This window comes from Kocuria sp. U4B, assembly GCF_054875615.1.
Window position 1 is genome coordinate 90276 of record NZ_CM142180.1, and the last position, 25747, is coordinate 116022.

At 72.5% G+C, this 25747-nt stretch carries 26 protein-coding genes; 19 read left to right on the top strand and 7 right to left on the bottom strand.

Translation table 11 applies throughout. The features are described from left to right. The first annotated feature begins 4 nt into the window (after positions 1-4). Genes ACYSMR_RS00415 through ACYSMR_RS00425 form a run of 3 tightly spaced genes read left to right on the top strand, consistent with a single transcriptional unit; the run spans position 5 to position 2897 of the window. On the top strand, positions 5-1030 hold the full coding sequence (locus tag ACYSMR_RS00415; RefSeq protein WP_461748050.1) for a FecCD family ABC transporter permease: 1026 nt from the start codon (positions 5-7) through the stop codon (positions 1028-1030). Next, on the top strand, positions 1027-2070 hold the full coding sequence (locus tag ACYSMR_RS00420) for a FecCD family ABC transporter permease (RefSeq protein WP_461747042.1): 1044 nt from the start codon (positions 1027-1029) through the stop codon (positions 2068-2070). Before ACYSMR_RS00415 ends, ACYSMR_RS00420 begins: the two co-directional genes overlap by 4 nt. Beyond that, on the top strand, positions 2067-2897 hold the full coding sequence (locus ACYSMR_RS00425; protein WP_461747043.1) for an ABC transporter ATP-binding protein: 831 nt from the start codon (positions 2067-2069) through the stop codon (positions 2895-2897). Before ACYSMR_RS00420 ends, ACYSMR_RS00425 begins: the two co-directional genes overlap by 4 nt. 78 nt (positions 2898-2975) lie before the next feature. On the opposite strand, the gene ACYSMR_RS00430 is transcribed toward ACYSMR_RS00425, so the two are convergent. After that, on the bottom strand, positions 2976-3362 hold the full coding sequence (locus ACYSMR_RS00430) for an ArsR/SmtB family transcription factor (RefSeq protein ID WP_251334748.1): 387 nt from the start codon (positions 3360-3362) through the stop codon (positions 2976-2978). 56 nt (positions 3363-3418) lie between these two features. Here ACYSMR_RS00430 and ACYSMR_RS00435 point away from each other — a divergent pair, with 56 nt between their 5' ends. Then, positions 3419-4462: a cation diffusion facilitator family transporter gene (locus tag ACYSMR_RS00435; protein WP_309126053.1), complete on the top strand. Its 1044-nt coding sequence runs from the start codon at positions 3419-3421 to the stop codon at positions 4460-4462. Next, positions 4459-5415, top strand: a complete 957-nt coding sequence (locus ACYSMR_RS00440; RefSeq protein ID WP_461747044.1) for a helix-turn-helix domain-containing protein — start codon at positions 4459-4461, stop codon at positions 5413-5415. The genes ACYSMR_RS00435 and ACYSMR_RS00440 overlap by 4 nt, the downstream gene beginning before the upstream one ends. A gap of 191 nt (positions 5416-5606) precedes the next feature. Here the strand turns inward: ACYSMR_RS00440 and ACYSMR_RS00445 are convergent, their stop codons facing one another. After that, a complete protein-coding gene (locus ACYSMR_RS00445; protein ID WP_309126051.1) occupies positions 5607-7103 on the bottom strand; it encodes a sugar porter family MFS transporter in 1497 nt (498 codons plus the stop codon). A gap of 224 nt (positions 7104-7327) precedes the next feature. After that, a complete protein-coding gene (locus ACYSMR_RS00450) occupies positions 7328-7618 on the bottom strand; it encodes a GntR family transcriptional regulator (RefSeq protein ID WP_251334752.1) in 291 nt (96 codons plus the stop codon). 333 nt (positions 7619-7951) lie between these two features. Between ACYSMR_RS00450 and ACYSMR_RS00455 the strand changes: the two genes are divergently transcribed. Genes ACYSMR_RS00455 through ACYSMR_RS00465 form a run of 3 tightly spaced genes read left to right on the top strand, consistent with a single transcriptional unit; the run spans position 7952 to position 10808 of the window. After that, positions 7952-8980, top strand: coding sequence for a Gfo/Idh/MocA family oxidoreductase (locus ACYSMR_RS00455; RefSeq protein WP_461747045.1), 1029 nt, complete (start codon positions 7952-7954; stop codon positions 8978-8980). After that, entirely contained in the window at positions 8977-9756 is a 780-nt protein-coding gene (locus ACYSMR_RS00460) for a TIM barrel protein (protein WP_461747046.1), read from the top strand. The genes ACYSMR_RS00455 and ACYSMR_RS00460 overlap by 4 nt, the downstream gene beginning before the upstream one ends. Then, positions 9756-10808 carry a LacI family DNA-binding transcriptional regulator gene (locus tag ACYSMR_RS00465; protein ID WP_461747047.1) on the top strand — a complete coding sequence of 351 codons (1053 nt, stop codon included), beginning with the start codon at positions 9756-9758 and terminating at the stop codon, positions 10806-10808. Before ACYSMR_RS00460 ends, ACYSMR_RS00465 begins: the two co-directional genes overlap by 1 nt. 1238 nt (positions 10809-12046) lie before the next feature. Here ACYSMR_RS00465 and ACYSMR_RS00470 read toward each other — a convergent pair. Then, on the bottom strand, positions 12047-12295 hold the full coding sequence (locus tag ACYSMR_RS00470; protein WP_461747048.1) for a hypothetical protein: 249 nt from the start codon (positions 12293-12295) through the stop codon (positions 12047-12049). A gap of 539 nt (positions 12296-12834) precedes the next feature. Here ACYSMR_RS00470 and ACYSMR_RS00475 point away from each other — a divergent pair. Beyond that, entirely contained in the window at positions 12835-13494 is a 660-nt protein-coding gene (locus tag ACYSMR_RS00475) for an arsenate-mycothiol transferase ArsC (RefSeq protein ID WP_309125826.1), read from the top strand. Positions 13495-13800: 306 nt separating this feature from the next. Beyond that, positions 13801-14382 carry a hypothetical protein gene (locus ACYSMR_RS00480; protein ID WP_461747049.1) on the top strand — a complete coding sequence of 194 codons (582 nt, stop codon included), beginning with the start codon at positions 13801-13803 and terminating at the stop codon, positions 14380-14382. Positions 14383-14432: 50 nt separating this feature from the next. Here ACYSMR_RS00480 and ACYSMR_RS00485 read toward each other — a convergent pair whose 3' ends face one another. Next, the gene (locus ACYSMR_RS00485) at positions 14433-14609 is read right to left on the bottom strand and encodes a hypothetical protein (protein ID WP_461747050.1); all 177 of its coding nucleotides are present in this window, start codon (positions 14607-14609) and stop codon (positions 14433-14435) included. A gap of 385 nt (positions 14610-14994) precedes the next feature. Here ACYSMR_RS00485 and ACYSMR_RS00490 point away from each other — a divergent pair, with 385 nt between their 5' ends. Both ACYSMR_RS00490 and ACYSMR_RS00495 read left to right on the top strand, forming a co-directional pair. Continuing rightward, complete coding sequence (locus ACYSMR_RS00490) at positions 14995-15504, top strand: response regulator (RefSeq protein WP_461747051.1); 510 nt, start codon at positions 14995-14997, stop codon at positions 15502-15504. Between the two features lie 223 nt (positions 15505-15727). After that, complete coding sequence (locus ACYSMR_RS00495; protein WP_461747052.1) at positions 15728-16435, top strand: arsenate-mycothiol transferase ArsC; 708 nt, start codon at positions 15728-15730, stop codon at positions 16433-16435. 81 nt (positions 16436-16516) lie between these two features. Here ACYSMR_RS00495 and ACYSMR_RS00500 read toward each other — a convergent pair whose 3' ends face one another. Continuing rightward, positions 16517-16906 (bottom strand): hypothetical protein, encoded by a 390-nt coding sequence (locus tag ACYSMR_RS00500; protein WP_251333633.1) that lies wholly within the window; start codon positions 16904-16906, stop codon positions 16517-16519. Positions 16907-17160: 254 nt separating this feature from the next. Here ACYSMR_RS00500 and ACYSMR_RS00505 point away from each other — a divergent pair, with 254 nt between their 5' ends. Beyond that, a complete protein-coding gene (locus tag ACYSMR_RS00505) occupies positions 17161-18819 on the top strand; it encodes a CYTH and CHAD domain-containing protein (protein ID WP_461747053.1) in 1659 nt (552 codons plus the stop codon). 69 nt (positions 18820-18888) lie between these two features. Here ACYSMR_RS00505 and ACYSMR_RS00510 read toward each other — a convergent pair whose 3' ends face one another. Further along, entirely contained in the window at positions 18889-19275 is a 387-nt protein-coding gene (locus ACYSMR_RS00510) for a hypothetical protein (RefSeq protein WP_251333631.1), read from the bottom strand. Positions 19276-19382: 107 nt separating this feature from the next. Between ACYSMR_RS00510 and ppk2 the strand changes: the two genes are divergently transcribed. The 6 genes from ppk2 to ACYSMR_RS00540 all read left to right on the top strand — a co-directional run bounded on the left by ppk2 (position 19383) and on the right by ACYSMR_RS00540 (position 25718). Then, positions 19383-20318, top strand: coding sequence for a polyphosphate kinase 2 (gene ppk2, locus ACYSMR_RS00515; RefSeq protein ID WP_251333630.1), 936 nt, complete (start codon positions 19383-19385; stop codon positions 20316-20318). Positions 20319-20354: 36 nt separating this feature from the next. After that, entirely contained in the window at positions 20355-20558 is a 204-nt protein-coding gene (locus ACYSMR_RS00520; protein ID WP_309125830.1) for a hypothetical protein, read from the top strand. 821 nt (positions 20559-21379) lie between these two features. Next, positions 21380-22609: a glycoside hydrolase family 26 protein gene (locus tag ACYSMR_RS00525; protein WP_461747054.1), complete on the top strand. Its 1230-nt coding sequence runs from the start codon at positions 21380-21382 to the stop codon at positions 22607-22609. 424 nt (positions 22610-23033) lie between these two features. After that, positions 23034-23672, top strand: coding sequence for a hypothetical protein (locus ACYSMR_RS00530; protein ID WP_461747055.1), 639 nt, complete (start codon positions 23034-23036; stop codon positions 23670-23672). A 234-nt stretch (positions 23673-23906) separates the two neighbouring features. After that, positions 23907-25370 carry a PepSY-associated TM helix domain-containing protein gene (locus ACYSMR_RS00535; protein ID WP_461747056.1) on the top strand — a complete coding sequence of 488 codons (1464 nt, stop codon included), beginning with the start codon at positions 23907-23909 and terminating at the stop codon, positions 25368-25370. Between the two features lie 99 nt (positions 25371-25469). Beyond that, on the top strand, positions 25470-25718 hold the full coding sequence (locus tag ACYSMR_RS00540; protein ID WP_461747057.1) for a hypothetical protein: 249 nt from the start codon (positions 25470-25472) through the stop codon (positions 25716-25718). The last annotated feature ends 29 nt before the right edge of the window (positions 25719-25747 follow it).

The window sequence follows — 25747 nt, forward strand, 5'->3', positions numbered from 1 at the left end:
TGCGATGCCGGCCGTCGGCGCCCCCGCCCGGGGGCGCCGACGGCCGGTGCAGGCCGCCTGGGTGCTGGCCCTGGTCGTCGTCCTGATCGCGCTGATGCTGGCCTCGGTGACGGTGGGCTCCCGCGACGTGGCCTGGCCCGATGTCGTGGCCGCCTTCGGCGGCTCGACCGAGGGCTTCGACCAGGCCGCCGTCGCCAAGCGCATCCCCCGCACGTGGCTGGCGGTCCTGGCCGGTGCGGCCCTGGCCGTGTCCGGGGCCGTGATGCAGGGCGTGACCCGCAACCCGCTGGCCGACCCCGGGATCCTGGGGGTGAACACCGGGGCGTCGCTGGCCGTGGTCGCCGGCATCGCGTTCTTCGGGCTGAGCACCGCCACCGGTTTCGTCTGGGTGGCGATCATCGGGGCCGGGATCACCGCGGTGCTCGTCTACGCCGTCGGGTCCCTCGGACGCGGTGGCGCGACACCGCTGAAACTGGCCCTGGCCGGAGCTGCGACGTCGGCCGCGCTGACCTCGCTGATCAGCGCGGTGGTGCTCCCGCGCGGGAACATCGCCGACGGGGTGCGCTCCTGGCAGATCGGCGGGGTCGGCGGGGGGACCACCGGCAGCCTCCACCAGGTGCTGCCGTTCCTCCTGGCGGGGCTCCTCGTCTGCCTGCTCTCCGCCCGGTCGCTGAACTCCCTGGCCCTGGGCGACGACCTCGCCGCCGGCCTCGGGGAGCGGGTGGCCGTGGCGCGGGCCGCGGCCGCCCTCGGGGCGGTCGTGCTGTGCGGGGCGGCCACCGCGGTGACGGGGCCGATCGGGTTCGTCGGCCTCGTTGTCCCCCATGCCTGCCGGCTGCTGGTGGGGGTGGACCACCGGCGGCTGCTGCCCTGCTCCGCCCTGGCCGGAGCCGCCCTGCTCACCGCCGCCGACGTGCTCGGGCGCATCGTGGCCCGCCCGGCCGAGATCGAGGTGGGCATCATCACCGCGCTGATCGGCGCCCCGTTCTTCATCCACATCGTCCGACGACAGAAAGTCCGCGCCCTGTGACCCCGCAGCCCACCGCCACCAGGGACACCGTCACGCGCGGCCGCGCCCGCCGGATCCGTCGTTCCCGCAGCGTGCACGCGGTGCTCCTGCTCCTGATCGTCGCCGTGCTGGCCGCGAGCCTGATGGTCGGGCAGAGCTTCTACTCCCCGGTCGAGGTCCTCCAGGTGATCCTGGGGCACGAGGTGCCCGGGGCGACGTTCACCGTCGGGCGCCTGCGACTGCCCCGGGCCGTGCTGGCCGCCCTGGTGGGGCTGTGCTTCGGGCTGGGCGGGGTCACCTTCCAGACCATGCTGCGCAACCCGCTGGCCAGCCCGGACATCATTGGGATCAGCGCCGGGGCCGGGGCCGCGGCCGCCTTCGCCATCATCGTCCTTTCACTGGGGGCCACGGCCGTGTCCGTCTTCGCGATCGTCGCCGGCCTCGCCGTCGCACTGCTGATCTACGCGCTGTCCTACAAGGACGGTGTGGCCGGGACCCGGCTGATCCTGATCGGCATCGGTATCGCCGCGATGCTGGAGAGCGTCACCGCCTACGTCCTCTCCCAGGCCGGCCAGTGGGACCTGCAGGAAGCCATGCGCTGGCTGACCGGCAGCCTCAACGGCACCGACTGGGGACAGGTCGTCCCCGTGCTCATCGCCCTGGGAGTCCTGACCCCGTTGCTGCTGAGCGAGTCCCGCAACCTGACCATGACCCAGCTGGGCGACGACACCGCCGCCGCCCTGGGAGTACGGGTGAGCCGCACCCGGCTGGTCGTCATCGTCGCCGCCGTCGGGCTGATCGCCTTCGCCACCACCGCCGCCGGGCCCATCGCCTTCGTCGCCTTCCTCTCCGGGCCCATCGCCGCCCGCATCGTCGGCTCCGGCACCTCCCTGCTGGTGCCCTCGGCGCTGGTCGGGGCTCTGCTCGTGCTCGTCGCCGACCTCTGCGGCGAGTTCGCCTTCGGCACCCGCTACCCGGTCGGGGTCGTCACCGGCGTACTGGGAGCGCCGTATCTCATCTACCTGCTCATCCGCACCAACCGCGCCGGAGGCTCCCTATGACCACCGATCACCGTCTCACGGTCGAGAACCTGAGCCTGGGCTACGGCGACCGCACCGTCATCGACCACCTGGACCTCTCCGTCCCCCCGGGCCAGGTCACCGCCATCGTCGGTCCCAACGCCTGCGGCAAGTCCACCCTGCTCCGCTCCCTGTCCCGGCTCCTGGCCCCCCGCACGGGCCGCGTCATCCTCGACGGCAAGGACGTGCACCGGATGCCGGCCAGGCAGCTGGCCCGCACGCTCGGGCTGCTGCCGCAATCGCCGATCGCCCCCGAGGGCATCACCGTGGCCGACCTCGTCGGCCGGGGCCGCCACCCGCACCAAGGCCTGTTCTCCCGGTGGAGCGCCGAGGACGACGACGCGGTCGCGGCCGCCCTGGACGCCACCGGCACGGCGGCACTGGCCGAGCGCTCCGTCGACGAGCTCTCCGGCGGACAGCGCCAGCGCGTGTGGATCGCCATGGCCCTCGCCCAGCAGACCGACCTGCTGCTCCTGGACGAGCCCACCACGTTCCTGGACGTCAGCCACCAGGTCGAGGTCCTCGACCTGCTCACCGACCTCAACCACACCCGCGGCACCACCATCGTCATGGTCCTGCACGACCTCAACCTCGCCGCCCGCTACACCGACCACCTCATCGCCCTGAGCGCCGGCCGACTCCACGCGGCCGGACCGCCGGACGCCGTGCTCACCGAGGACACCGTCCGGGCCGTCTTCGGCCTGGAGAGCCAGGTCATCATCGACCCGACCTCGGGCAGACCGCTCATGCTGCCCATCGGGCGGCACTACCAGCTGCACCGCACCCCGCCGGAAGCCCGGTCCCGCTGAGCCCGACGGGGCATGCCGGACAGCTCGGCCGCCCGCAAGGAGGGGCATGCTGTGCTCAGGCGGCCCGGAAGGTGCAGTTCATGGAGTCCGCGCCCCGTCGCGACCCGCGCCTGCGGGGCGGAAGCGGTGCGAGGCGTCTGCCGGGGCGGCACCGGTGACGTGCTCGGCGTGCGAGAGCGCCTCGACCAGCAGCCTGTTCACGTGCGTGTCGGTGGCCCAGTAGTAGGCGAAGGTGCCCTGCCGCCGGCTCTCGACCAGCCCGGCCAGGCGCAGCTTGGCCAGGTGCTGGCTCACCGCCGCCGGCGCGGCGCCGACCAGTCCGGCCAGCGCGTTCACACTGGACTCGCCCCGGAACAGCGCCCACAGGATCTTCACCCGGGTCGCATCGGAGAGCATGCGGAAAGTCTCCGCGGCAATCCGGGCATGCTCGTCGTCGGGGGCGGGGTGGACCGGCTCGTCGTGCACGGCATCATGCTATCCGCGCATTTGTACCTGCGTATCTACGCAGATACGATTCCAGCGTGAAGCACGTCCGGCCCACCCACGCACACGGCGGCTCCCCCACCCACTCGCACTCCCACTCCCACGGCGAGGGGCATGAGCACCACGGCGTCTGGACCCGGCTCAAGCACGCCCTGGTCCCGCACAGCCATGACCACACCGACGCCATCCAGACCGCCGAGCAGGCCAGCTCCATCGGCATCCGCGCCGCCTGGATCAGCCTGGCCGGGATGGGCGCCACGGCAGTGCTGCAGGTCGTCATCGTCTGGCTCAGCGGGTCGGTGGCCCTGCTCGCCGACACCCTGCACAACCTCGGACACCTGGCCACGACGGTCCCGCTGATCATCGCCTTCCGCCTCGGCCGCCGAGCCCCCACCCGGACCTACAGCTACGGATTCCGGCGGGCCGAGGACCTGGTCGGCCTGCTGATCGGGGCGGTGATCGCCGTCTCGGCCGCGCTGATCGTCTGGGAATCGCTGCGGGCGCTGACCACCCAGCAGGACATCACCCATCTCGGCTGGGTCCTGGCCGCCGCCGCCGTCGGCGCCGCCGGCAACGAGGTCGTGGCCCGCTACCGCATCCGGGCCGGGCGCCGCATCGGCTCGGCGGCCCTGGTCGCCGAGGGCCAGCACGCCCGCACCGACGCCCTGACCTCCCTGGCGGTGGCGCTCGGCGTGATCGGCGCCTGGCTCGGGCTCCCGTGGGTGGACCCGCTCATCGGCCTGGTCATCGCCGCGGTGATCATCGCGGTGCTGGTCGGCTCGACGCGCACGGTCGTGCGCCGTCTCATGGACGGCGTCGAAGCCGGAACCCTGGACCTGATCGAGCACACGGCCGCCGCCGTGCCCGGAGTGGAATCGGTGGGCCAGGCACGAGCGCGGTGGAGCGGGCACCGCCTGGAGGCCGATGTGGACATCGCCGTCGAAGACGCCCTCAGTGTCGAGGCCGGCCACGTCCTCGCCCACACTGCCGCCGAGCATCTGCGACGGCACGTCCCGCACCTGCAGCAGGCCACCGTCCACGTCGTCCCCGCCCGCGCGAGCCGGAGGATCTCCAGGTCGTGAATGACGTCCACCACGGTGGCTTCACCACCTCCGACGCCGGGGAAGCCGCCGAGGCCCTGAACCGTCTCATCGGCCGCGCCCAGGTCCACGCACCTGCCGACGAGAGCTTCCGCCTGGCCGTGTCCTGGGCCGCGGCCGGTCCGGTGATGTGCAGGCGGGCCCGGGTGGGGCGGGGGCCGACGGTGCGGATGGGCGTGGAGTCCCCGCAGGCGATCAACATCGCCCAGGTGGGCGGAGGGTCCATGACGGTGCGCGCCAGGGGCGAGCACCACCGTCTCGGCTCCGGCCCGTACCTGATGCCCCAGCACCGGTTCACCTCGGCCATGGAGGCCACCGATCTGACCATCGTGGCCCTGGACCACGCCTGGGCCCAGGACTACGCCGGTGAGCTCCTGCAGCGGGAGAACTTCCGGCTCCAGCTCACCGGCACCGGCCCCCGTCACCAGGCCGCCGCCGACCACTGGGCCCGCGCCGTGGCCCACCTGAGCGCGGTCCTGAGCGATCCCGACGCGGTCGCGGTGCCCCTCGTCCGCGCCGAAGCCCAGCGCCGGGTGGCCACCGCACTGCTCAACAGCTTCCCCAGCACCTTCACCGACCACCACCTCCCCGAGGAGACCACCACGCACCTGCCCGGCCCCGTCCGCCGAGCAGTCGCCTACATCGACGAGCACCTGGGCGAGCCCGTCGACCTGGCCCACCTCGCCACGGCCGCCCGCCTCCCGGCCCACCAGCTGGTCACCGCCTTCCGCCGGCACCTGGGCACCACCCCGGGGGGCTATCTGCGCACGGCACGCCTGGACGCCGCCCACCACGACCTCGTGGCGGCCGACCCCGCCCACGGGGACACCGTGCCGGCGATCGCCCACCGGTGCGGCTTCCCCAACCTCGCCCGGTTCACCACGGAGTATCGCGCCCAGTACGGATGCACCCCGACCGAGACCCTGAACTCCTAGGCGGCACGCGGGGGTCGCGTCGTCGACCACCAACCCGTCGAACCACACCAGGGAACGCGGACAGCGCTTGCGAACCCCTCACCCCCACCGCCGCCCGCCCCGGCCGGGTTCACGGACCCCGCGGAGCGAGACGACCGTGGGGCAGGTCTTTCGACCTGCCCCACGGTTGTCGAGGGATCACGCTGTGGGGATCAGGACTGGTGGGCGTCGGCGGGCCTGGCGACCTGATAGATCGCTCCGGTGGAGACGTCCTCCTCGAGGTCTTCCAGGGAGCGGTTCCGGGTCTCGGGGACCTGGGTGGCGACGAAGATCAGGGCCAGCACGCCGATGCCGGCGAAGAGGAAGAACGTGCCCGAGATGCCGACCGTGCCCACCAGGGTGGGGAAGTACAGGGCGACGAAACCGTTCATGGCCCAGCCGAAGAACACCGAGATGCCGATGCCCAGTCCGCGCATGTGCAGCGGGAAGATCTCGGCGAGCCACACCCAGACGGCGATGTTCAGGAAGGTCTGCATCGAGAGCACGAAGGCGACCACGAGGATCAGGATCACGATCGGGCGGGCCGGGCTGCCGTCGGGCAGCAGGTTGCCGGCGACGCCGATCAGGAGGTGGCAGGTGGTGGTCAAGGACAGGCCGATGATGAACGTGGTGCGGCGGTTGAGCCGGTCCATGTTGTACAGGGCGATGAGTCCGCCGATCACGGCCACGAGCCCGAAGGCGATGTTGGCGAGCACCGCCTGCTGCGCTGTCATCCCGGACTCCTCCAGAATGCGGGTGCCGTAGTACATGACGGAGTTGATGCCGGTCAGCTGCTGGGTCATGGACACTCCGATGCCGATCAGGATGATCCGCAGCAGCCACTTGTTCGTCAGCACCGCTTTCAGCCCGACCTGGTGCGCCTCGATCTCCATGGCCGCGACGCGCTCGATCTCCTCCAGCTCGGCCTGCGCGCGCTCGGCCGGGCGCACCGTCCCCAGCACCGCCAGAGCGTCGTCGTACCGGCCCTTCTCCGTCAGCCAGCGCGGGGATTCAGGCATGCGCAGCATGCCGATGAACAATCCGATCGCCGGCAGCGCGGAGACGGCGAACATGATGCGCCACACCCCGTCCACGACGTCGCCGAGCGTGACGGCGATGATCGCGTTCATGACGAAGGCGGACAGCTGTCCGGAGACGATCGCCAGCTCGTTGCGGCCCGTGATCGACCCGCGGATCTCGTAGGGGGCGAGCTCGGCCAGGTACACCGGCACCACCGTCGAGGCCCCGCCGACGGCGAGGCCGATCATGATCCGCCCGCAGACCAGGACCGCGAACCCCGTGAGGGAGAACGTCTCCGGCTGCGGCGACGCCGGGGAGAAGACCACCAGCAGGGTGCCGACGAAGAACAGCACCGCCAGGAGGATGATCGTCTTCCGCCGGCCCCAGGCATCCGAGATCCGGCCCAGGAACAGGGCCCCGACTGCCGCCGCGAAGATGAGCGAGCTGATCACCACGCCCAGCTGGATCAGATTCAGCCCCAGGTCCTGAGCCATCGGCCCCTCGGCGCCGTTCGTCACGCCCGTGTCGTAGCCGAACAGCAGCCCGCCCAGGCAGGCGACGACCGAGATCAGTCCGAGCCGCTTCCGGTGCGGCCCATCGGTCAGCGGTGGAAGGGCGACCCGGCTGTCGCCCGGGGAGGTGTGGGACATGTGAACTCCTTTGTCGATGACTTGATGAAGTGTCTGTGGCTCGTGGACAGCACCGGTCGCAGGACGGATCCTGCGGGCCTTCGACGTCGCGATCCGGTCGAGAAGGCAGGACGCCGGACGGTGCCGGGGTGCGTGCAGGTGGAGTGCGCCGAAATCCTCCGGTGAGCTCGCGGTGGCCCCGGCTGGGTGGCACACCCCGGGCGCGGGCGACTGCCGCGGAAGCTCTATCGGAAGGCGGGAGGAGCCGGCGGGCGCGCCCACTGGCGGGGTGACGTGACGTAGGTGCCGACTCCCGTCGTGCGTATCACCAGACCGGCATCGACCAGATGCTGCATGGCGCGGCGCACGGTGACGCGGGCGATGCGCAATCGGGCCGCCAGCTCCAGCTCGCCGTCCACCCGGGTGCCGGGCGCCAGCGCCCCGGTGCGGATAGCGCCCTCCAGGACGAGAGCGAGTTGGTGGTAGAGGGGCACCGGAGAGTTCTTGTCGATCGACCAGGACCAGGTCGCGGTCATGACATGCCTCCGGCAGGGCGGGAGGTGGGCTGCTGCCCGTTCGGGGACGTGCAGCCGGCGGGATCCGGTGCGGATGCGGGTACCGCCGCCGCAAGCCGGGGTCGCCGCCGGCGACGCTGTGCGCCGGAAGCACGTGCTGCACTCATGAAAGGTCTCCTCCTCGGGCCGGGGCGTCCGCGCCTGCGCCCGCTGCTGCGAACTCGTCCGTGTCGTTGTGTTGGCGATCACACTAATACGTACTAGTGTTTCTGCCAAGCGGTTTGTCAGGACATGAGAAGTCACACGTCCCGAACCGTCCCTTCCGTCACCCGGACCTCTCTCGAAGGAGCACCCGTGCCTGATTCCCGCACCCTGAACGTCGGTCTGATCGGCGCCGGCCGGATCGGTTCCAGCCACGCCGAGCTGATCACCCGCACCGTGCCCAACGCCCGGCTGGTCGCGATCGCCGATCCGGTCGAGGGCGCCGCCGCGCACCTGGCCGAGTCGTTGCACGTGCCCGCCGCCTACACCGATCCGGCCCAGCTGTTGGCCGACCCGGCGGTGGAGGCGGTGGTGATCACCGCCCCGGCCCGCTTCCACACCACCCTGGTGGAGCAGGCCGCCGCCGCGGGCAAGGCCGTCTTCTGCGAGAAGCCGGCCGGGATGACCCTGGAGGAGATCGAGCGGATCCACCAGGCCGTGGAGACGAACGGGGTGCTGTTCCGGATCGGCTTCAACCGCCGCTTCGCCGACGGGTTCCCCCAGGCGAGGACCGCGATCGAAACCGGGCGGATCGGCACGCCGCAGCTGCTGCGCTCGGTCACCCGCGACCCGGGACTGGCCGACCCGGGCGCGGTGGCGCCGTGGACGATCTTCCTGGAGACCCTGATCCACGACTTCGACACCCTGAACTTCCTCAACCCCGGGGCCCGCGCGGTGCAGGTCTACGCCGCCGCCGACGCCCTCGTGGCCCCCGACTACAAGGACGCCGGGCTGCTGGACACCGCCGTGGTCACGATCCGCTACGACAACGGGGCGATCGCCACCGCCGAGGCCAACTTCTCGGCCGCCTACGGGTACGACACCCGGGCCGAGGCCTTCGGCTCGGCCGGCATGGTCACCGCCGGCGAGCTGGCGGCCTCCAGCATGCGCTACTACGGGCCCGAGGGCCTGGCCGCCGACACGGTGCGCGCCGACACCCAGTCCATGCGCACCGCCTACACCGCGGAGCTGCAGGCCTTCACCGACGCCGCCCTCGGGACCCCGGTGGACGGACCCGCCGTCGAGGCGGCCCGCGAGGCCCTGCGCATCGCCCTGGGCTGCATCGAGTCCTGCCGCACCGGGGCACCGGTGGACCTGGACGTCGTGGGGGCCGCCCGGTGAGCGGGTTCACCCTGGCGGCCAACGCGGAGATGCTCTTCGGCGACCTGCCGTTCGAGCAGCGCGTGCGGCGCCTGCACGAGGCGGGGTTCGAGGTCGAGATCTGGGACTGGACCACCAAGGACCTCCAGGCCCTGGCCGCCACCGGGGCGCGGTTCGGGTCCATGACCGGCTACGTGCGCGGGGCCCTCGTGGACCCGGACGGGGCTGCGGAGCTGCTGCGCACCGCCGAGGACTCCCTGGTGGCCGCGCAGGTCATCGACTGCCCCCGGCTCAACGTCCACGGCACCGGCCTGGACCCCCAGGGGCTGCCCGTGGTGGCCCACGAGGTGGTGACGGGGGCGGACTGGCTGGCCGCCGTCCGCACCCTGGATCGGCTGGCGGCCCTGGGGGAACGCCACGGGCGGGTGTTCACCCTGGAGAACCTCAACACCGCCCTCGACCACCCCGGGGTGCCCTTCGCCCGCGCCGAGGACACCCTGGCCCTGGTGGCGGCCGTGGACAGCCCGCACCTGCGCCTGAACCTCGACCTCTACCACGCCCAGATCGGCGAGGGAAACCTCGTGGAGCTGTGCGCCCGCGCCCTTCCGTATATTGGAGAGATCCAGGTCGCCGACGTGCCCGGGCGCTGCGAGCCCGGCACCGGGGAGATCCACTACCCCCGGATCACCGCCGCCCTGGCTGGGTCCGGATACGAAGGAGTGATCGCGATGGAGGCCTTCGCCGCCGACGACCCCGAGGCCGCGCTGGCCCGCTTCCGCGATGCCTTCACCCTCTGATGACCGCTGATCCGCCGGAGGCCTCCGGGCGCCCGTTGCGGCGTCGCGTCACCATGCGCGACGTCGCCCGGGCGGCCGGGGTCTCCCAGCCCCTGGTGTCGATCGTCTTCCGGGGGGCGCCGGGGGCCAGCGAGGAGACCCGCGCCCACGTGCTGGCCGTGGCCGGGCAGCTGGGCTACCGCCGCGACGAACGCGCCCGGCTGCTGCGCCAGGAGCGCTCCCGGTTGCTCGGCGTGGCCTTCGAGCCGGTGCAGCCCTTCCACGGAGAAATCCTGGACGGTCTCCACGCGGCCGCCCAGGAGCACGGCTACGACGTGGTCCTCTCCGCCGTGACCCCCCACCGCGGCGAGGACGCCGCGGTGGAGGCCCTGCTGCGCGACCGGTGCGAGGCCCTGATCCTGCTCGGCAGCTCCCTGCCCCAGGACCGGCTGGAGCGCATCGGCGCAACGCTCCCCGTGGTCTCGGTCACCCGGGCCCTCACCACGCGGGCCTGCGACAGCGTGGCCACCGACGACCACCGGGGCGCGGTGCTGGCCGTGGAGCACCTCACCGGTCTCGGCCACCGGCGCATCGCCTACATCGACGCCGACCGGGAGGCCGGCGGACAAGGCCGCCGCGTCGGCTACCGGGACGCCATGGCCGCAGCCGGCCTGACCGACCACGCGCTCATCGTGTCCGGTGGCGCCTCCGAGGCCGAGGGAGCCGCCGCCCTCACCGGCCTCGTGGGGCGTGACCCGGCCCCCACCGCGGTCATCGCCTTCAACGACCGCTGCGCCATCGGCGTCGTCGGCCAGGCTCGTGCCCGGGGCCGCTCCGTGCCCGAGGAGCTGTCCGTGGTCGGCTTCGACGACTCCGAGCAAGCCGCCCTGCCCTACATCAGACTGACCACCCTGGCCCAGGACCCCCGGGAGCTGGCCCGCAACGCGGTGGACCTGGCCCTGCGCCGCCTCGCCACCACGGCGGAGGACACGCCCGTGGCGGGCCGGCACGTCGTGCTCCCCGCCCGGCTCGTCGCCCGCACCAGCACAGGCCCCCTCCGCACCGGCCCCTGACCGTCCCCCGAGGTCCAGCACCGGCAAGCCCACACCCCGGCCGCGCAGCGCTCCTGCGGACGCCGGCATTCCTCCGCCGAGCGGCGATGCCCGCACAGGAACCTCGACGGCAACAGGCGGGGTCCCGGGCTGAAGCCGGTCGATGGGCACGCCCCGGCTGTCCTGCTCGCCCCGGGGTTCCTCGCTTGTCCGAGGGCGGATGCTGTCACGTGGTGAGCCACTGCTCGACGGTCTGCTCACCGTGCTGGAACCCGGGCCGGGCCACCCAGGTGCCGTCGCGCACCGGACGCCCCGACCCGCCGGGGATCGGCTCGGCGCCCGAAGACCCACTCGTGCGCACCGAGGACTGCAGCCCGCTGCCGGCTCGACTTCACCCGACGCTCCGCCCGAGGCCCGACCGGATTCGGTACGCGGGCAGTCGGGACGGCCCCGGCAAGGTGCACGCTGTTGCTCCGACGCCGGACTCGGCGGAATGGACCCCGGTCTCGATGCTCCCGGCGCGATCGAACCTCGGCGGGGACCATGCGCGTCATCGCCGTCGCCGAGGAACAGACGAGCCGTCCGCCCGCGGACCCTGCGCTGCGGGGCAGCCCCGGGACAGATCTGCACCGGTGAGCTCAGGGGGAGCCACCCGATCCGGCCGTCGATCCTCGCCCCACACCTCCGGACGCTTCGGACCGCTCGATCCGATGCTCGACGCGGATCCGGCGCTCCGTTCAGGACCCGCGGCCCACCACCCCCATGGTGATCGCACCTCTCAGGCGGGCCGCAGCATGGACGCCGGAGTCCCGCACCGTTGTTCGTCGAACACCTGCGGTGGACCTGCACTGCCTACTCGGGCAGGGCGCGTGGATGCGGCCGGCCGCGCCGGGTCGCCCACGCAGGCGACCTTCCCGGCGACGTCGTCTCCGGCCTCACCCTGCTGGTGGTTCCGACGGACATGTCGGTCCACGTCACGGAGGAAGCCCTTGTCGGCCGGACGTCCGACCCCGCGGGAGTCGCACAGCGCAACGCCCCTGCGGCCACCACCTGATGAGCCGACGGGCCACGGATCCTCCGGGCATCGACAGCAGCGCAGAGGTCAGCGCCTCCGCTCGTCGTCGGCGGGAGTTCTGCTGTGCCGTGCTGTTGCGTGCTCGACCGGCATCGCCGGCCTCCCGGCCGCTGGGGGCGGTACCAGCACAGGTGTGGGTGCAACCATCCCCTCGATGTCGCGGGTGTCGAGGGCCATGGTGCGCTCAGGGGCGGACGCCGGGTCTGCCCCACGAGCCGGGGCCGAGCGTCTCGCCGGTGAGCTCGATGTGCTCGAGTTCGTGGAGAGGCAGCACGGTGCCGGGGTTGTGCCGGTCCGTCTCGCACCGCACCAGCGCGACCATGCCCGGGTGCGCCGGCTCGGACGGGATGCCCAGGACGATCTCACCGGCTCGCAGCCTCAGCCCGGGTCGGTCGGTGCGCATCCGGTAGCGGGACAGCTGATGCGTCGTCATGGGGTGTCTCCTGGAAGGTGGTAGGAACCGGTGTCCCGCAGGGCGGTGTCGGCCGCCCTGGCGACCCCGGTAGGGCGCAGGACGTCACGACGAGCGAGAAGGGACATGTCCGGATTGCACCCCGGACAGCCACGGGAGGAGCCACGCCTGGCGGGTGGTTCAGGCACTGTTCACCGGATCGCCGCGGAGCCGTCCCACGCAGGCCCTTCACCGCCACCCCGGCGCCAGTACGGCGGCCGGCCCGAGGCCGGTGAAGGCCACGGGGAAGGCACGCGTGAGTGTGCGGGCACCGGGACCGTGTACACCTGGTGGCCACTCAGCAGCCACCAGGACGTCATCGGACCCGATCAGACTGGCAGTACGTCCAGCAGGCGAGGATGCTCTCCAGGGGTCACCTCGATGCCTGCAGGCGGAAAGTGGTGCACCACCAGGGGAACGTGCAGAGGATTGCCCTGGACCGGGGAGTGATGGGGGCGCCGAGAACCGGTTGCGGCGAGCCCACGATGCTCGTGCCGGCTGGGCGATGGTGAGGAGTGGTCATGACTGAACAGAACGTCGAACTCGGCGATCCGCGGATACTGCACCGGACGGCCGAACCGTTGGCGCACCGCTACACCGGGGTGTTCTTCCCGGAACTGGTCGAGCGCTGCGTGGCCGAGGCCCACGCGGCCCTGGCGCGCACCGCCCGGATCCAGACCTATCTGGGCCCCATGGCCCTGCACGCGGCCGGGGACCGGCTGCGCGTGCTGGCCCGGGCCAAGGGCAGCGCCTCCGCACCGGTGCGGCAGGTGCTGTTCGTGGACGCCCACGACACCGGCCCGGCCCAGATCGCCGCCGGCATGCTCGCTCACCACGCCGGGCCAGGGGTCGTCACCCGCTCCGCCGGGGTGGACCCGGGAGCGGCAGTGGACCCGTTCGCAAGGGGGGTGCTGACCCGGTACGGGATCGACCGGGCCACGCCCGTCCCCCGGCCGCTCACCGAGGATCTCGTGCAGGCCGCCGACTGGGTCATCACCATCGGTCCGCAGGACCTGGGGCTGACGCCGTCGGGCACCATCGTCCAGACCTGGGCGATCGGGGGATCGCTCGACGAGAATTTTCTTGCCGAGGACGATGACCGGTCTCTGGTGGCCGGCCTGGACGACCGCGTCCAGGCCCTGTGGGTGGAGATCACCTCCTCACCCGAGTTCCACCGATGACTCCCCCCGGCTGAGCCTCGCTGCTTGGTCCCTGCCGCGCCCACAGCGGTTCCCCGGCACCGGCCCCGGCGCCCTGAGCGGCAGAACCGATCGGCCGGCCCGCCGAGAGGATCGGCCTCGACGTCCGAGACGTCGGCCAGTAGACGCGTCCGACGCCGGTCACCGGCAGTGCCGGGTCATCCCATGGGGGCCGTGAGCGGGCAGCCGGCCGAAGCCCTGGACACCCGCGTGCTCCAGCGCGCCGCCGACCAACGGACCGAGCCGACCTCTCCTGGGGATCGCCGGGGCGGATCGAGGAAAGGAGCGATGATGCAGCGCACCACGGGTGTCGGGCTACGCGTCCTCGTCCTGTGCGCCTCACCGGCGGTGGCGGTGCTGGCGGTGGCCACCGACGCCCCGGCGGTGATGCTCCTCCTCGGTGTTCCCGGCGCCCTCGTCGCCTACGTGCTGCACATCGACCGCCACGGATCCACTCACCAGGCCCCCGTCGTCCTCGTACCTTCTCGCGCCGGCGACCTGCCGGATCGGCCCGGCGCCTGGCTTGTCCTGCTATCCCATCCGTTGTTCCCTGACCCGGAGGTCACCCTGATGGACGAGATCACCGCGGGCCGACACCAAGCCCGCCTGCTGCGCCGCGCCCTGCGGCGCATCGGTTGCACGGACCACCGCCTGTGGCTGCGCTACCTCAGCCACGGCGGATTGCTGGGCGAGCTCGAGATCGAGGCGTACCTGCACGACAGCTTGCGCCTGCCCACGAGCGAACGGGACCGCCTGGTCCGGGCCGCCAACGCACTGCTGCACCAGCATCCCGATCTGCAGGTGCCGACCACCACCGAGCTGCTGACCCGTCCTCGCGTGGAGGGCCCCCACCGGGACCGCCACGACTGAGCCACGGCCCGCCCGGACCGGGGCCGCGCCTGCTGTCACTGCCGGTCGGCTCAGACCAGGCCGGCGACCACCAGCAGCCCCACTCCGGCGGCGGTGAGCACCGACGACCCGGCGAAGGCGAGGGTGTGGGCCGTGATCGGCTGGGTCGCCGCGGAGAACCGGGCCCCGGTGCGGCGGCCACGGCGCCGGACGTCGAAGAACATCGGCCACACGACAGCGGCCAGCAACAGTAAGGTGCTGAGCAGAGTCAGCTGCAGGTCAAGAGGCACGCCGAGAATTCTAGATTCCCCCAACCCCGCCCTGCGCCCCGAGAGCGGCGGCTGCAGCCTCCGCGACCAGTGTTGCTGCCCACATCCCGGGCCGGGGCCCGGCGCCTGCCGGGCTCCGAGGCCGAGAATGCCCCAGCCGGGCCATCGGCGGACGGCCCGGCTGGGGCACTCCGTGCGGGTCCCCGGGGGTGGATCCGCACCGGTGTGTCAGCGGTGGGGGGACGCGCTGACCGTCGAACCGTAGGCGGGTGTGGTGTCTGGGAGGAAAACCCCTGGTGAACGCCGGAATCACCCGGGTGCACCGCACGCCGGTGATGGACGCGCTCCCGCCGCGGGGACGGCGATGGGGCGCTCTCCCCTGTCCTGTCCTCCTGTGGGGTACCCGCGTCGTGGGGGGGGTGCAGGGAGGCGAGGCGCGGGGGCGGATCCGGTGCTGCTGGACCTGCAGCTGCCCGGGATGGCTGGGCTGCACGTGTGCTGTCGGCTGCGGCAACGCTCGGACGCGCCGATCACCATGCTCACCACCCGGGACACCGAGGCGGATGCGGTCGCCGGCCGGGGGGCGGCGCCGATGGCTGCGCCACCAAGCCGTCCACCTCCGGTGGGCTCCTCGCCCGGTCGCGACGCAGGATCGAACCCGGCCCCGCTCTCCCCCGGCACCTGCGCACCGTACGCGGAGTCGGCCACGTCCACGAGCCGGAGGCCCCGGGGACACGACGGCCGCCTCGCCCAGCCCCCGGGGGCGGTGCTGTGGCCACCGGCCCAGGGCCCCGGCAGGAGGACATGCGCGGAGCCACGGGACCGGTGGTGCACGGGCCGCTCTCCCCGGTCGTTCACCCTGCGGCCACCTTGAGGATCCCGGTTGGCCACCTCCGACTGGCATCATCGTGATCCGCATCACAGGCGGTGGTGCCGCGGGTCGTTGTCACGGGCACACGTGGGCGCGCGCCCATCAGGGGTCGCATGCGGGCCGGTGAGCCCCGACAGGGACCTTCGTGGCCGGCACCGCCTCGTGGCGGTCGAGGCTTGCCGCTTTGGGCACGGTCCTGGGGGAGGGCATTGTCATGGATGAAGACATGGACCAGCAGATGGACCGGCCGACGGAGCAGCGGGCGGAGTCGGCGCAGGAGCTGGACACCCGGGTGCTCCAGCGCACCGCTGAGCACCTGATCGAGCACTGGGCCGGGGTGTTCGCCCCGGAACTGGTCGAACGGATGGTGTTCGAGTCCTACGCCGCCTTGGCGCGCACCGCGAAGGTGCGCACCTATCTGGCACCGCTGGCCGGGCACTTCGCCGCCGACCGGCTCACCGCCCTGGCCCACACCAGGACCCGGGACCAGACCTCGGTCCCGCAGGTGCTGTTCGTCGACGAGGAGGACACCAGCCGCTCCCAGATCGCCGCGGCTCTGCTGATCCACTACGCCCGGGGTGCGGTCGTGGCCCGCTCGGCCGGGTTCACGGCCGGGGACGCGGTGGACCCCCTCGTCCTGGAGAAGCTGGCCGACCGCGGCATCACCACCGAAGGGGTCTATCCCAAGCCGGTGACCGACGACGTGGTGCGCGCCGCCGACCATGTGATCACTTTCGGCGCCAGCGACGGCATCCATGTCCATCCCGGCACCGCCCAGGAGCACTGGACGGTCGGAGGCCTGCCGCCCGGGACGACCCCGGAACGGGTCGGTGAGGTGGTGGAGGCCATCGACACCCGGGTCAAGGAGCTGCTGGAGCAGATCCGCACCGCGACCCCCTCCCCGGCCGCCACGGCCAGCCCCCGGACCGGCTGAGCCCCCGGCCTCTCGGCCCGCCCCACCGCCTTGCCACTCGTGGTGGGCGAGCGAACCCGCCCACAGCGCCAACAGAGCCGGTCAGAACGCGATCAGGGCCGCGATCATCAGCGCCACGGCCCCACCCGACCCGAGCACGGCCGGTATCACCGGTCGGGCCACCGGGGGCGTGGTGCGGCCCACCTCGGCCAGGTCGTCCAGGCGCCGCCGCTCCAGGACACCGTCGATCTGGGCGAAGGCCCATTCCATGTCCGCCAGCTTTTGTGCTGCCCAGGCGGGCCGGGCCGCGCATCGGGTGTAGATCCGCTCGTAGCTCACCCGAACCTCGGCCCGCAGGCTGGCATGGTAGGCCTGGACCCGGCGCAACCGCACGGCGGTCCGCCACCGGCGCACCTGATGAGCCAACCACCAGGCCCCCGCCCCGGTCACGGCCACCACACCCACGAGCACCAGCAGCAAGGATCGCGGCATGGTTCCCCCTTCTTGAAAACACATGCGCTACGCGCCGTAGCCGGCACCCGCCCCGTGCGCCCAGGACCAGGCCGGGATCGTGTCCCAGCCGTGACATGGACCGATGCCCCCGGACCGCTTCCTCGAAGCCGGCTCCCCAGGATCGGAGCGCACCCGAGGCGAGTGTAATCCACGTCACTTCGGTCGCGTATCATCGACCCCACTCCGGCGGGCGAGCCTTCCGTTCCCGCCGTTCCCGGATCGAGGAGGACACCATGACCGTCGCCGCGCAGCGAGAGCTCGAGCGCAAGTACGACCTGCCCGACGGCGCCGGGGCCCGGATCGACTGGAGCGGGCTGGCCGGGTACACGGTGACCGATGCTGCGGTGGAGCACCGGATGGAGGCGGTCTACTACGACACCGCCGACATGGCCCTGCACCGGCACGGGGTGGCGCTGCGCCGGCGGACGGGCGGGGCCGATGACGGGTGGCACGTGAAGCTGCGCGAGACCGGCGGGCGCCACGAGGCCCAGTTCCCCTTGGCCGATGAGGCCCCGGAGCAGATGCCCGACGTTGTGCAGCGCCTGGTGGAAGGGGCTACCGGTGGGCAGCCGTTGCACCCGATCGCCACGCTGCGCACGACCCGGCGGGTGCTGTCCGTCACCGACGCGGCCGGGGCGCAGGTGGGCGAGGTCGCCATCGACGACGTCGAGGCCGTCGACGAACGCGCCCGGGCACCGCGGACGTGGTCGGAGTGGGAGGTGGAGCTCACCGACGCGACCATCTCCGAGGAGCACCAGGACCGGATCTTCACCGCCGTGGAACAGGCCCTGTTCGCAGCTGGCGGCCGGGCCTCGACCTCCGAGGCGAAGATCCTCCGCGCCCTCGGCCTCGAGGACGGCAACGGCGCCGACGGCCTGACGGGCCTGGCCGACGAGGACCCGGTCATGGCTGCCGCCCAGGAGACGGGCCCGGCCTCGGGGCAGCCGGGGGCCGGGAACCAGGCCGGTCACAAGGCAGATCAGCAGGATACCGGGGCCGATGTGCTCGTCACGGTGCTGGGGCAGCTGGCCGAGCAGCTGGTGCGGTGGGACCTCAAGGTCCGGCTGGACGTGCCCGATGCGGTGCATCAGATGCGGGTGACGTCCCGGTCGCTGCGCAGCCTGCTCAAGGCCGCCGCGCCGTACTTCACCGGCGACGCCGCCCGGGAGCTGGATGTGCGGCTGCGGGAGCTGGCCCGGGCGCTGTCGGGCGCCCGGGACGCGGAGGTCACCGCCGAGCTGCTGCCCGCCCGCGTGGCCGCTCTGGACGGGAAGGTGAACCCTGTGGCCGCGGAGGTGCTCCAGCACACCGCGGAGCAGCAGGCGCATGCGGCCACCGCCACCGTGCGCGGTGACCTGAGCAATCCGAAGCACCTGCGGCTGCTGGCCGACGTGCAGGCTTTTGCCGCCGATCCGCCCCTGAGCGCGAAGTGTCGCAAGGTCTCGGCCCGCAAGGCCTGCGACAAGATGCTGCGACGAGCCCTGCACAAAGTGCAACGGGCCGGGGCACGCGGCGTCGAGGCCGAGGACACGGGTGCCGAGGCAGACCTGGAGCACCGGCTGGAGCACCTCCACGAGGTGCGCAAGGACGTCAAACGGGTCCGCTACGTCAACGCGGCCTTGAGACGTTCAGGATTCACCCCGGGCAAGGCGACAGCCCACGCGGCCGCCGACGCCAAGGCCCACCAGGAGGCGCTGGGCGAGATCATGGACGCCGGGGTCGTGGCCGGCTGGCTGGAGCGCACGGCTCAGGCCTACCAGGGAACCGGGGAGGACCGCTACGCCGTGGGGGTTCTGCACGGGGCAGAGCTGGCCGCGGTGCGCACCGGGGTCGAGAACGGCCACCAGGTCGTGGCCGAGCTGGTGGCCCAGCTCGGCCACGACCTGTCCTGACCCGGGCGCCCAGGCGGACTGGCGTCCCGGCCACTGGCGAAGGCGGCTGCCCGGGGCGGTTGTCGGGCGTCAGCGGTGACGGCCGCTGATGGTGACCTGGAAGGTCATCGCCGCCGGGTCGTGGTCGACCCCGGACACCCCGGCCAGGTCCGGCCCGTGCAGATTGCCCAGCACCTGGTGGCAGGTGCGGGCCTCCAGCAGCGGACCGTCGGGGCGCAGGGACCGCCCGGAGCTGTCGGTGATCTCGGCGAGGTAGAGCCCGTCCTCGACGTCGTCGCAGATCAGCAGCACGGATGCGGCGCCGGGATAGCGGGTGCGTACCCGCAGGATCAGCTCCTGCAGGGCGGCGACCGTCAACTCGCGCCGGGCCCGCAGATAGGCCTGGCGGGCGGCCTCGAAGCCCGGGTGCGTGGTGGTGGGGCCTTGAGTGTCGGGCGGGGTCGTCCGGTCCCTCATGGCTCCGACCCTACCCCGGGGTGCTGGTGTGTTCACCGGCCCTCCACCGTGGCTCTCTACACTGACGTCCTAGCGACGCGGTGGGAACCCAGGAGTGAGGAGCAGCAATGTCGGAGGCCAGGAGACTGTGGGTGCCGGAGGACCAATGGGCGGTGCGGGAGAACCTGCGGGAGTTCATCGACCACCTCACCGAACAGGGCTACACCGTCCGCGACGGGCACTCCCACGACCCCGACCTCATCGACCCGGGCGGCTCGGCCGTGGAGACCTGGCGGGAGGACTACCCCTACGACCAGCTGATGGACCGGGAGGCCTACGAGCTGGAGAAGTACCAGCTGCAGATCGAGCTGCTGAAGTTCCAGTACTGGGCCCAGGACCACGACCTCCAGCACGTGATCGTGTTCGAGGGCCGCGACGCCGCCGGCAAGGGCGGGACCATCAAGCGCTTCACCGAGCACCTCAACCCCCGTGCGGCCCGGGTGGTGGCGCTGACGAAGCCCTCGGACCGGGAGGCCGGGCAGTGGTACTTCCAGCGCTACATCGCCCACCTGCCCACCGCCGGGGAGATCGTGATGTTCGACCGCTCCTGGTACAACCGGGCGGTGGTCGAACCCGTCATGGGCTTCTGCACCGAGGCGGAGTACCACCGGTTCATGGAGCAGGCCCCGGTGTTCGAGAAGATGCTGGTGGACTCCGGGATCCACCTCACCAAGTTCTGGTTCTCGGTCACCCGCCAGGAGCAGCGCACCCGCTTCGCGATCCGCCAGATCGACCCGGTGCGGCGGTGGAAGCTCTCCCCCAACGACCTGGCCTCCCTGGACCGCTGGGAGGACTACACCCGGGCCAAGGAGGAGATGTTCCTGCGCACCGACACCGACCACGCCCCGTGGATCACGGTGAAGTCCAACGACAAGAAGCGGGCGCGGCTGAGCGCGATGCGGGTGTTCCTGGACCAGTTCGACTACCAGGACAAGGACCCGGCGGTGGTCTACCCGGTGGATCCATTGATCGTGGCGCGCGGCCGCGACGCGGTCGGCGACTGAGCCCGGCGGGGTGTGCTGGCCGGCCAGGGGACAGTGATGGCTGAGGGAGATGCGCCGATCGAGAACCTGGAGTGGCTGCGGGCCGGGGAGCTGAACGCGGCTCACCGCCACGGGGTGGTCCACCACCGAGGCACCGTGGAGGACACCGATGCCCGGGCCGGTGGGGTGTGGACCCGCGAGGCCACCACCGGTCAGCGCCGGACGCTCGTCCTGGGCGACGCCGAGCTGCGCTGCCACTGACCCGCCCCGCGACCGATCCACGGTGACCGCCGGAACCGCTGCCGACCACCGCCACCGACTGCCGGGCTGCGCGACGGCGGGTCCGGACCGTCCGCACCCCCGCTGCGGCGACCATCAGCACCACGGTGATCCACCGGGCAGCAAAGACGGCGGTGGGCCCGCGCCGGTCGACCAGCTCCAGCGCCCTCTCCCACCGCTGGGCGCTGTCGAGCTGCCCCGGGGCGGACCGGCGCAACCGGGGACCGAGACACCGGCCGATGAGGAATGCCACCTGGTTCACGGCCACCGGCAGGAGCACGGACATCAGCAGAGCGGTGCGCCGCGACGGCGTCCGGTGCCGGGCTTGTGCATGCTTCTGTCACCTCCGGCCTGTCACGACACCGTTGGGATCATCGCACCTGCCGCCGGAGAACGGGTCTGCGCTGCAGCAGGACCCCCGGATGCCCGCACAGGAACTCCGGGCCTCCGCGATGATGGCACCACGGGAGCAGGGGCCTGGATCGGGGAGGTCAGAGGTCGTTGCCAGCCCAGGGTGCGATCCGCGGTTGTCGGGGCGGGCACCCGAGCTCACGGCCGCTCACCGCGGTCATGAGCCTGGCGGCCTTGTCCGCCCGCGCGTGCAGATGCGCCGGCCGCCGGATGTGGTCGTGCGGCGAGCACCGAGCACAGGACCCGGCGCGATCATCTAACGTCACGGTCGCCACCAGCACTCCGGATGATTCACAATAGGGAACGGAACGGCTGAGCGTTCCTTTCCCCTCCCCTCGTTGACGCTCCGGTGGTCGTGCGTGCCTGCATGCCGCCGGGCAAGGAGAACATCCATGTCCCGTACCCCCTTCCTGTCCCTGGCGGCCCTGACCGCGGTGGCGGCGCTGGCCCTGATGCCGGCCACCGACGCCGCCCCGCGGGCCGTGCCGCCCTCTGCTCCTCCCACCACGGCCTCCTCGGCCACGGCCCCGTCGGCCCAGTCCGTTTCGGCCAAGGCCGGTGGTCAGGCCAAGAGGAGCGCTTTCGTGCCGGTTCCCGACGCCTCGGCGGACTCGCCGGTGCCGCCCTCGGCGCACCTGCACGCCGATGCCTCCGCGACCTCCACCGGTGAGATGACGACCTCGACCGTCGTGACCGCGTCCCTGACCACGGCGACGGCCACGACGGCCACCACGGTGTCGACCACCTCCCCGCAGGTGCGTTCCTGTCCTCTGCGCTTCGGCGTGGGCACCCCCGGCGGGGCCGGCGCCTCCGCCGAGCTGGCCGAGGTGGCCTCGCTGACCGGGGAGAAGCCCTCGATGGTGCTCGCCTACAAGGACTTCAAGCAACCGGTGCCCTACTGGGAGCTCGAGCAGGCCCGGGCCGCGGGGGCCACCACGCTGCTGACCTGGGAGCCGTGGACCTGGGGCGGAGGGATGAACCAGCCGGCCTACTCCCTGGACCGGATCGCCGCCGGGGACCACGACGCCTACATCACCGACTGGGCCACCCGCCTGGCCGGCTGGGGCCACCCGGTGATGCTGCGCTTCGGGCACGAGATGAACGGCAACTGGTACCCGTGGGCCGAGGGCGTCAACGGCAACGGGACCGGGGACTACGTCGCCGCCTGGCGCCACGTCCACGACATCTTCACCCGGGCCGGGGCCGACAACGTCCAGTGGGTGTGGAACCCGAACGTGCCCTACTGGGGCTCCACGCCCCTGGACGGGCTCTACCCCGGAGCCGCCTACGTCGACGTCGTGGCCCTGGACGGCTACAACTGGGGCACCTCCCAGTCCTGGTCCACCTGGCAGCAGCCGTGGGAGCTCTTCGGCTGGGGGCTCTCCGAGCTGCGGCGGATCGCCCCGGGCAAGGAGATCATCGTCGCCGAGACCGCCAGCGCCGAGGCCGGCGGGTCCAAGGCGCAGTGGAACGCCCACCTGGTGTACTACCTGGCCCGTGAGCCCGGGGTGACCGGGCTGGTGTGGTTCCACTACGACAAGGAGACCGACTGGCGCATCAACTCCACCTCCTCCTCGGCCACCGCTCTGGCCGGCGAGCTCGCCAAGCGTCCCTGCCCCTGAGCCGCTTCCCCAGCCCGGATCCGGAGGCCGTCGTCCCCGTCGCGGGGGCGGCGGCCTTCGCCGTACCGCGGACCCATCAGCACGGGGCCGGCGTCGGCGGCCCGGACAGGGTCCACGCTCTGGATCGCGCCCGGACGAGCAGGGTGCGGCCCCGCACGCATGCACCATGGCGCCGGCACCGGGTCGTCCTCGGGGACCCGGTGTGGCGGGGTTCTCAGCGGGGACGGTCCTGGCGTTCCTCGAGCTGGGAGCCAACAGGAATCCCTCGTGCTCGAGCGACTGCGGAGGTGCGGAGTCGTCGCGCGTGAGGGACCCAAGGATTTTCCAGGACGCGGTGGCCAGGGTCAGTGTGCAAGGGTCCGCGCGGGCGCCGGAGCGCGGGTCGATAAGGTGGGACGGGGAATCCCGGAAGGAGGTGGAGGGGATGGATCAACCGACGCCGGTGCGCCCGGTGGCGCGTCTGGTGCGCGGATGGCTGGCCGCCTTCCTGTCCACCTCCCTGGCCGGGCTCTCCCACTGCGCCGCTGGTGCTTCCACGCCGAATCCGGTGCTGCTGCTGATCGCGGTGGCCGTCGCCGGAGTGGTGTGCGTGGTCCTGGCCGGACACCGGATGGGTCCGTTGCGCATCGGCGCGGCGGTGCTGGTGAGTCAGGGCGCCTACCACGCCCTGTTCTCCGTCCCGGCCCTGGCTCCGTGCGCGGTGGGTGGCGGATCGGCGATCGATCACGCTCACCACGGGACCGCGGGGATGCCTACCGTCTCCGCCCTGGACCCGGCCGCGTGTCTGGCCCCGGTCGTCGAGGGGCATTCCCCGATGGTCGCCGCGCACCTGCTGGCCGCAGCGGCCACCTTCTGCGTCCTCCGCCACGGGGAGACGTCCTGGTGGGCGCTGGTCGATGCGCTCACCCCCCGGCTCACCCAGGTGCTGACCCTGGTACTGCCGTTGATCCCGGCGAAGCGTCCGGTGCGGCGGTCCGGACAGTTCTCCCACCGCGAGCTGCACGACACCGGGTGGGTGCGGGCGGCCATCTCGCGCAGGGGACCCCCGGTACCGGTGGTGTGACTCGTTCCTCCTGTTCTCGCACTGCCCGGTGATCATCCGGGGTCGAGGACAGGGATTCCCACCACCTGTGGAGACACGACGGCTCCGCCCTCGGCCCCGGCCGCGGCGGCGGCCCACCCGTCCGGTGGCGCCCATGGCGTCGAACCGTCCGTGATGCAGTGCCGTCCTCGCCCGGCGATCGGCCGCGGGCAGTGCAGCGTCCGTCTCCGCCCGCCACGCACGAGAGGTCCTGCCATGTCTGCACCCACCACGTCCCATTCCGTCCCCCAGTCCCCGCCTCCGCCGTCAGCACCTCCGTCCTCGAGGGGGTGGGGCACGGCGCTGCTGCTGCGCCTGCACTTCTACATCGGGGTCTTCATCGGCCCCTTCCTGCTCATCGCCGCCCTCACCGGTGCCCTCTACGCGCTGAGTCCCCAGCTGGAGCGGGTGCTCTACGCCGAAGCACTCACCGGCACCGCCACCGAGGCCCCGCTGTCCCTCGACGCCCAGGTCGCGGCCGCCCAGGCTGCCACCGGGCTGGAGGCGGCCCCGGCGGCGGTGCGCCCGGCCGAGGACGGGGGCACCACCCGGGTGATGTTCACCGACCCCGCCCTGGGGGCATCCGAGCACCGCGCGGTGTTCGTGGATCCGGGCGCCGGGGACGTGGTCGGGGACCTGACCGTCTACGGCTCCAGTGGGTCGCTGCCGCTGCGCACCACCATCGCCCAGTTCCACCGGTCCCTGGGCCTGGGTGAGCCCGGGCGGATCTACAGCGAGCTGGCCGCCTCCTGGCTGGGGGTCATCGCGTTGAGCGGGCTGGGACTGTGGGGGGTCCGGTGGCGCCGGACACGTCCCGGGCGGCGGGCCCGAGGCCTGCTGGTGCCGGACACCACCACGCCCAACAGATACCGGAGGACGCTGTCCCTGCACGCCGCCACCGGGGTCTGGCTGGCGGCGGGGTTCCTGTTCCTCTCCGCCACCGGGCTGACCTGGTCCGCCTACGCCGGGGCCAACGTCACCGCCCTGCGGGCGACGCTGGGGTGGACCACCCCGGTGCTGGAGAAGACCCTGGATCCCGCTCGGACCCCGGCCGGCGGGGACGAGCACGCGGACCACGGTGGCCACGACCACGCCGCCATGCCGGAGGCGGCCCCGGGTGGTGGTTCGTTCGACGCGGTGCTGGCCACCGCCCGGGATGCCGGGATCGATGCGTCCCAGGTGGAGATCAAGCCCGCCCCCGAGGCCGGGACGGCGTGGACGGTGGCGGAGATCGACCGGTCCTGGCCCACCCAGGTCGACACGGCGGCGGTGGACCCGGGCACCGGGCAGGTCACCGACCAGGTGCGCTTCGCCGACTACGGGGTCATGGCCAAGCTCGCCCAGTGGGGCGTGGCCGCGCACATGGGCGTGCTGTTCGGGGTGGCCAATCAGGTCCTGCTGGCCGTCACCGCCCTGGGGCTGGCCGCGATGGTGGCGTGGGGATACCTGATGTGGTGGCGCCGCCGCCCCACCCGCGCCACCGGGGCGGCCTTCGGGCCCCTCCCGAGGCGCGGAGCCCTGCGCCGGGCGCCCTGGCCCGCGGTGGCCGGGACCGCCGTGGTCGCGGTGGCCCTCGGGGTGTTCTTCCCGCTGCTGGGGATCAGCCTGGCCGCCTTCCTGGCCCTGGACCTGAGCCTGGGCGCGCTCAGCGCCCGCAGATCCCGGTCCTCGGCCTCCTAGACCCCGGCAGACCTCCTGTCGATGCCGTCCAGCCATCCCGCCGCCGCAGGGACCCGGTTCCAGGCGCCTGCGCACTCCTCCAACATGAGGAAGGACACCGTGCTCATGTTCACCGGCACCCATTCGACGGTGCTGCGCAGAACGGCCGCCACCGTGGCGGTGGCCGGTATCACCGAACTCACCGTCTCGGCCAGTGCCTCCGGTGCACCAGCCTCGGCAGAGGAGGACATCGCCACCATTGACACCGCCGGATCCGGCCCCTTGTGCTCCGTTGCAGCAGGCGGGGCGGCGTCGGCCCTCTTGGTGCTCCTCGTGGTGCGACTGGTCGGGCGACGCCGCAGCACCTGACTCCGCTTCCGGGGTTCTTCCGGGGCACG

Coding starts and splice junctions, on each gene's coding strand:
- ACYSMR_RS00415 (WP_461748050.1), top strand. CDS start 5: ATGCCGGCCGTCGGCGCCCCCGCCCGGGGGCGCCGACGGCCGGTGCAG.
- ACYSMR_RS00425 (WP_461747043.1), top strand. CDS start 2,067: ATGACCACCGATCACCGTCTCACGGTCGAGAACCTGAGCCTGGGCTAC.
- ACYSMR_RS00445 (WP_309126051.1), bottom strand. CDS start 7,103: ATGTCCCACACCTCCCCGGGCGACAGCCGGGTCGCCCTTCCACCGCTG.
- ACYSMR_RS00450 (WP_251334752.1), bottom strand. CDS start 7,618: ATGACCGCGACCTGGTCCTGGTCGATCGACAAGAACTCTCCGGTGCCC.
- ACYSMR_RS00465 (WP_461747047.1), top strand. CDS start 9,756: ATGACCGCTGATCCGCCGGAGGCCTCCGGGCGCCCGTTGCGGCGTCGC.
- ACYSMR_RS00470 (WP_461747048.1), bottom strand. CDS start 12,295: ATGACGACGCATCAGCTGTCCCGCTACCGGATGCGCACCGACCGACCC.
- ACYSMR_RS00475 (WP_309125826.1), top strand. CDS start 12,835: ATGACTGAACAGAACGTCGAACTCGGCGATCCGCGGATACTGCACCGG.
- ACYSMR_RS00480 (WP_461747049.1), top strand. CDS start 13,801: ATGATGCAGCGCACCACGGGTGTCGGGCTACGCGTCCTCGTCCTGTGC.
- ACYSMR_RS00490 (WP_461747051.1), top strand. CDS start 14,995: ATGGGGCGCTCTCCCCTGTCCTGTCCTCCTGTGGGGTACCCGCGTCGT.
- ACYSMR_RS00495 (WP_461747052.1), top strand. CDS start 15,728: ATGGACCAGCAGATGGACCGGCCGACGGAGCAGCGGGCGGAGTCGGCG.
- ACYSMR_RS00500 (WP_251333633.1), bottom strand. CDS start 16,906: ATGCCGCGATCCTTGCTGCTGGTGCTCGTGGGTGTGGTGGCCGTGACC.
- ACYSMR_RS00505 (WP_461747053.1), top strand. CDS start 17,161: ATGACCGTCGCCGCGCAGCGAGAGCTCGAGCGCAAGTACGACCTGCCC.
- ACYSMR_RS00510 (WP_251333631.1), bottom strand. CDS start 19,275: ATGAGGGACCGGACGACCCCGCCCGACACTCAAGGCCCCACCACCACG.
- ppk2 (WP_251333630.1), top strand. CDS start 19,383: ATGTCGGAGGCCAGGAGACTGTGGGTGCCGGAGGACCAATGGGCGGTG.
- ACYSMR_RS00520 (WP_309125830.1), top strand. CDS start 20,355: ATGGCTGAGGGAGATGCGCCGATCGAGAACCTGGAGTGGCTGCGGGCC.
- ACYSMR_RS00525 (WP_461747054.1), top strand. CDS start 21,380: ATGTCCCGTACCCCCTTCCTGTCCCTGGCGGCCCTGACCGCGGTGGCG.
- ACYSMR_RS00530 (WP_461747055.1), top strand. CDS start 23,034: ATGGATCAACCGACGCCGGTGCGCCCGGTGGCGCGTCTGGTGCGCGGA.
- ACYSMR_RS00535 (WP_461747056.1), top strand. CDS start 23,907: ATGTCTGCACCCACCACGTCCCATTCCGTCCCCCAGTCCCCGCCTCCG.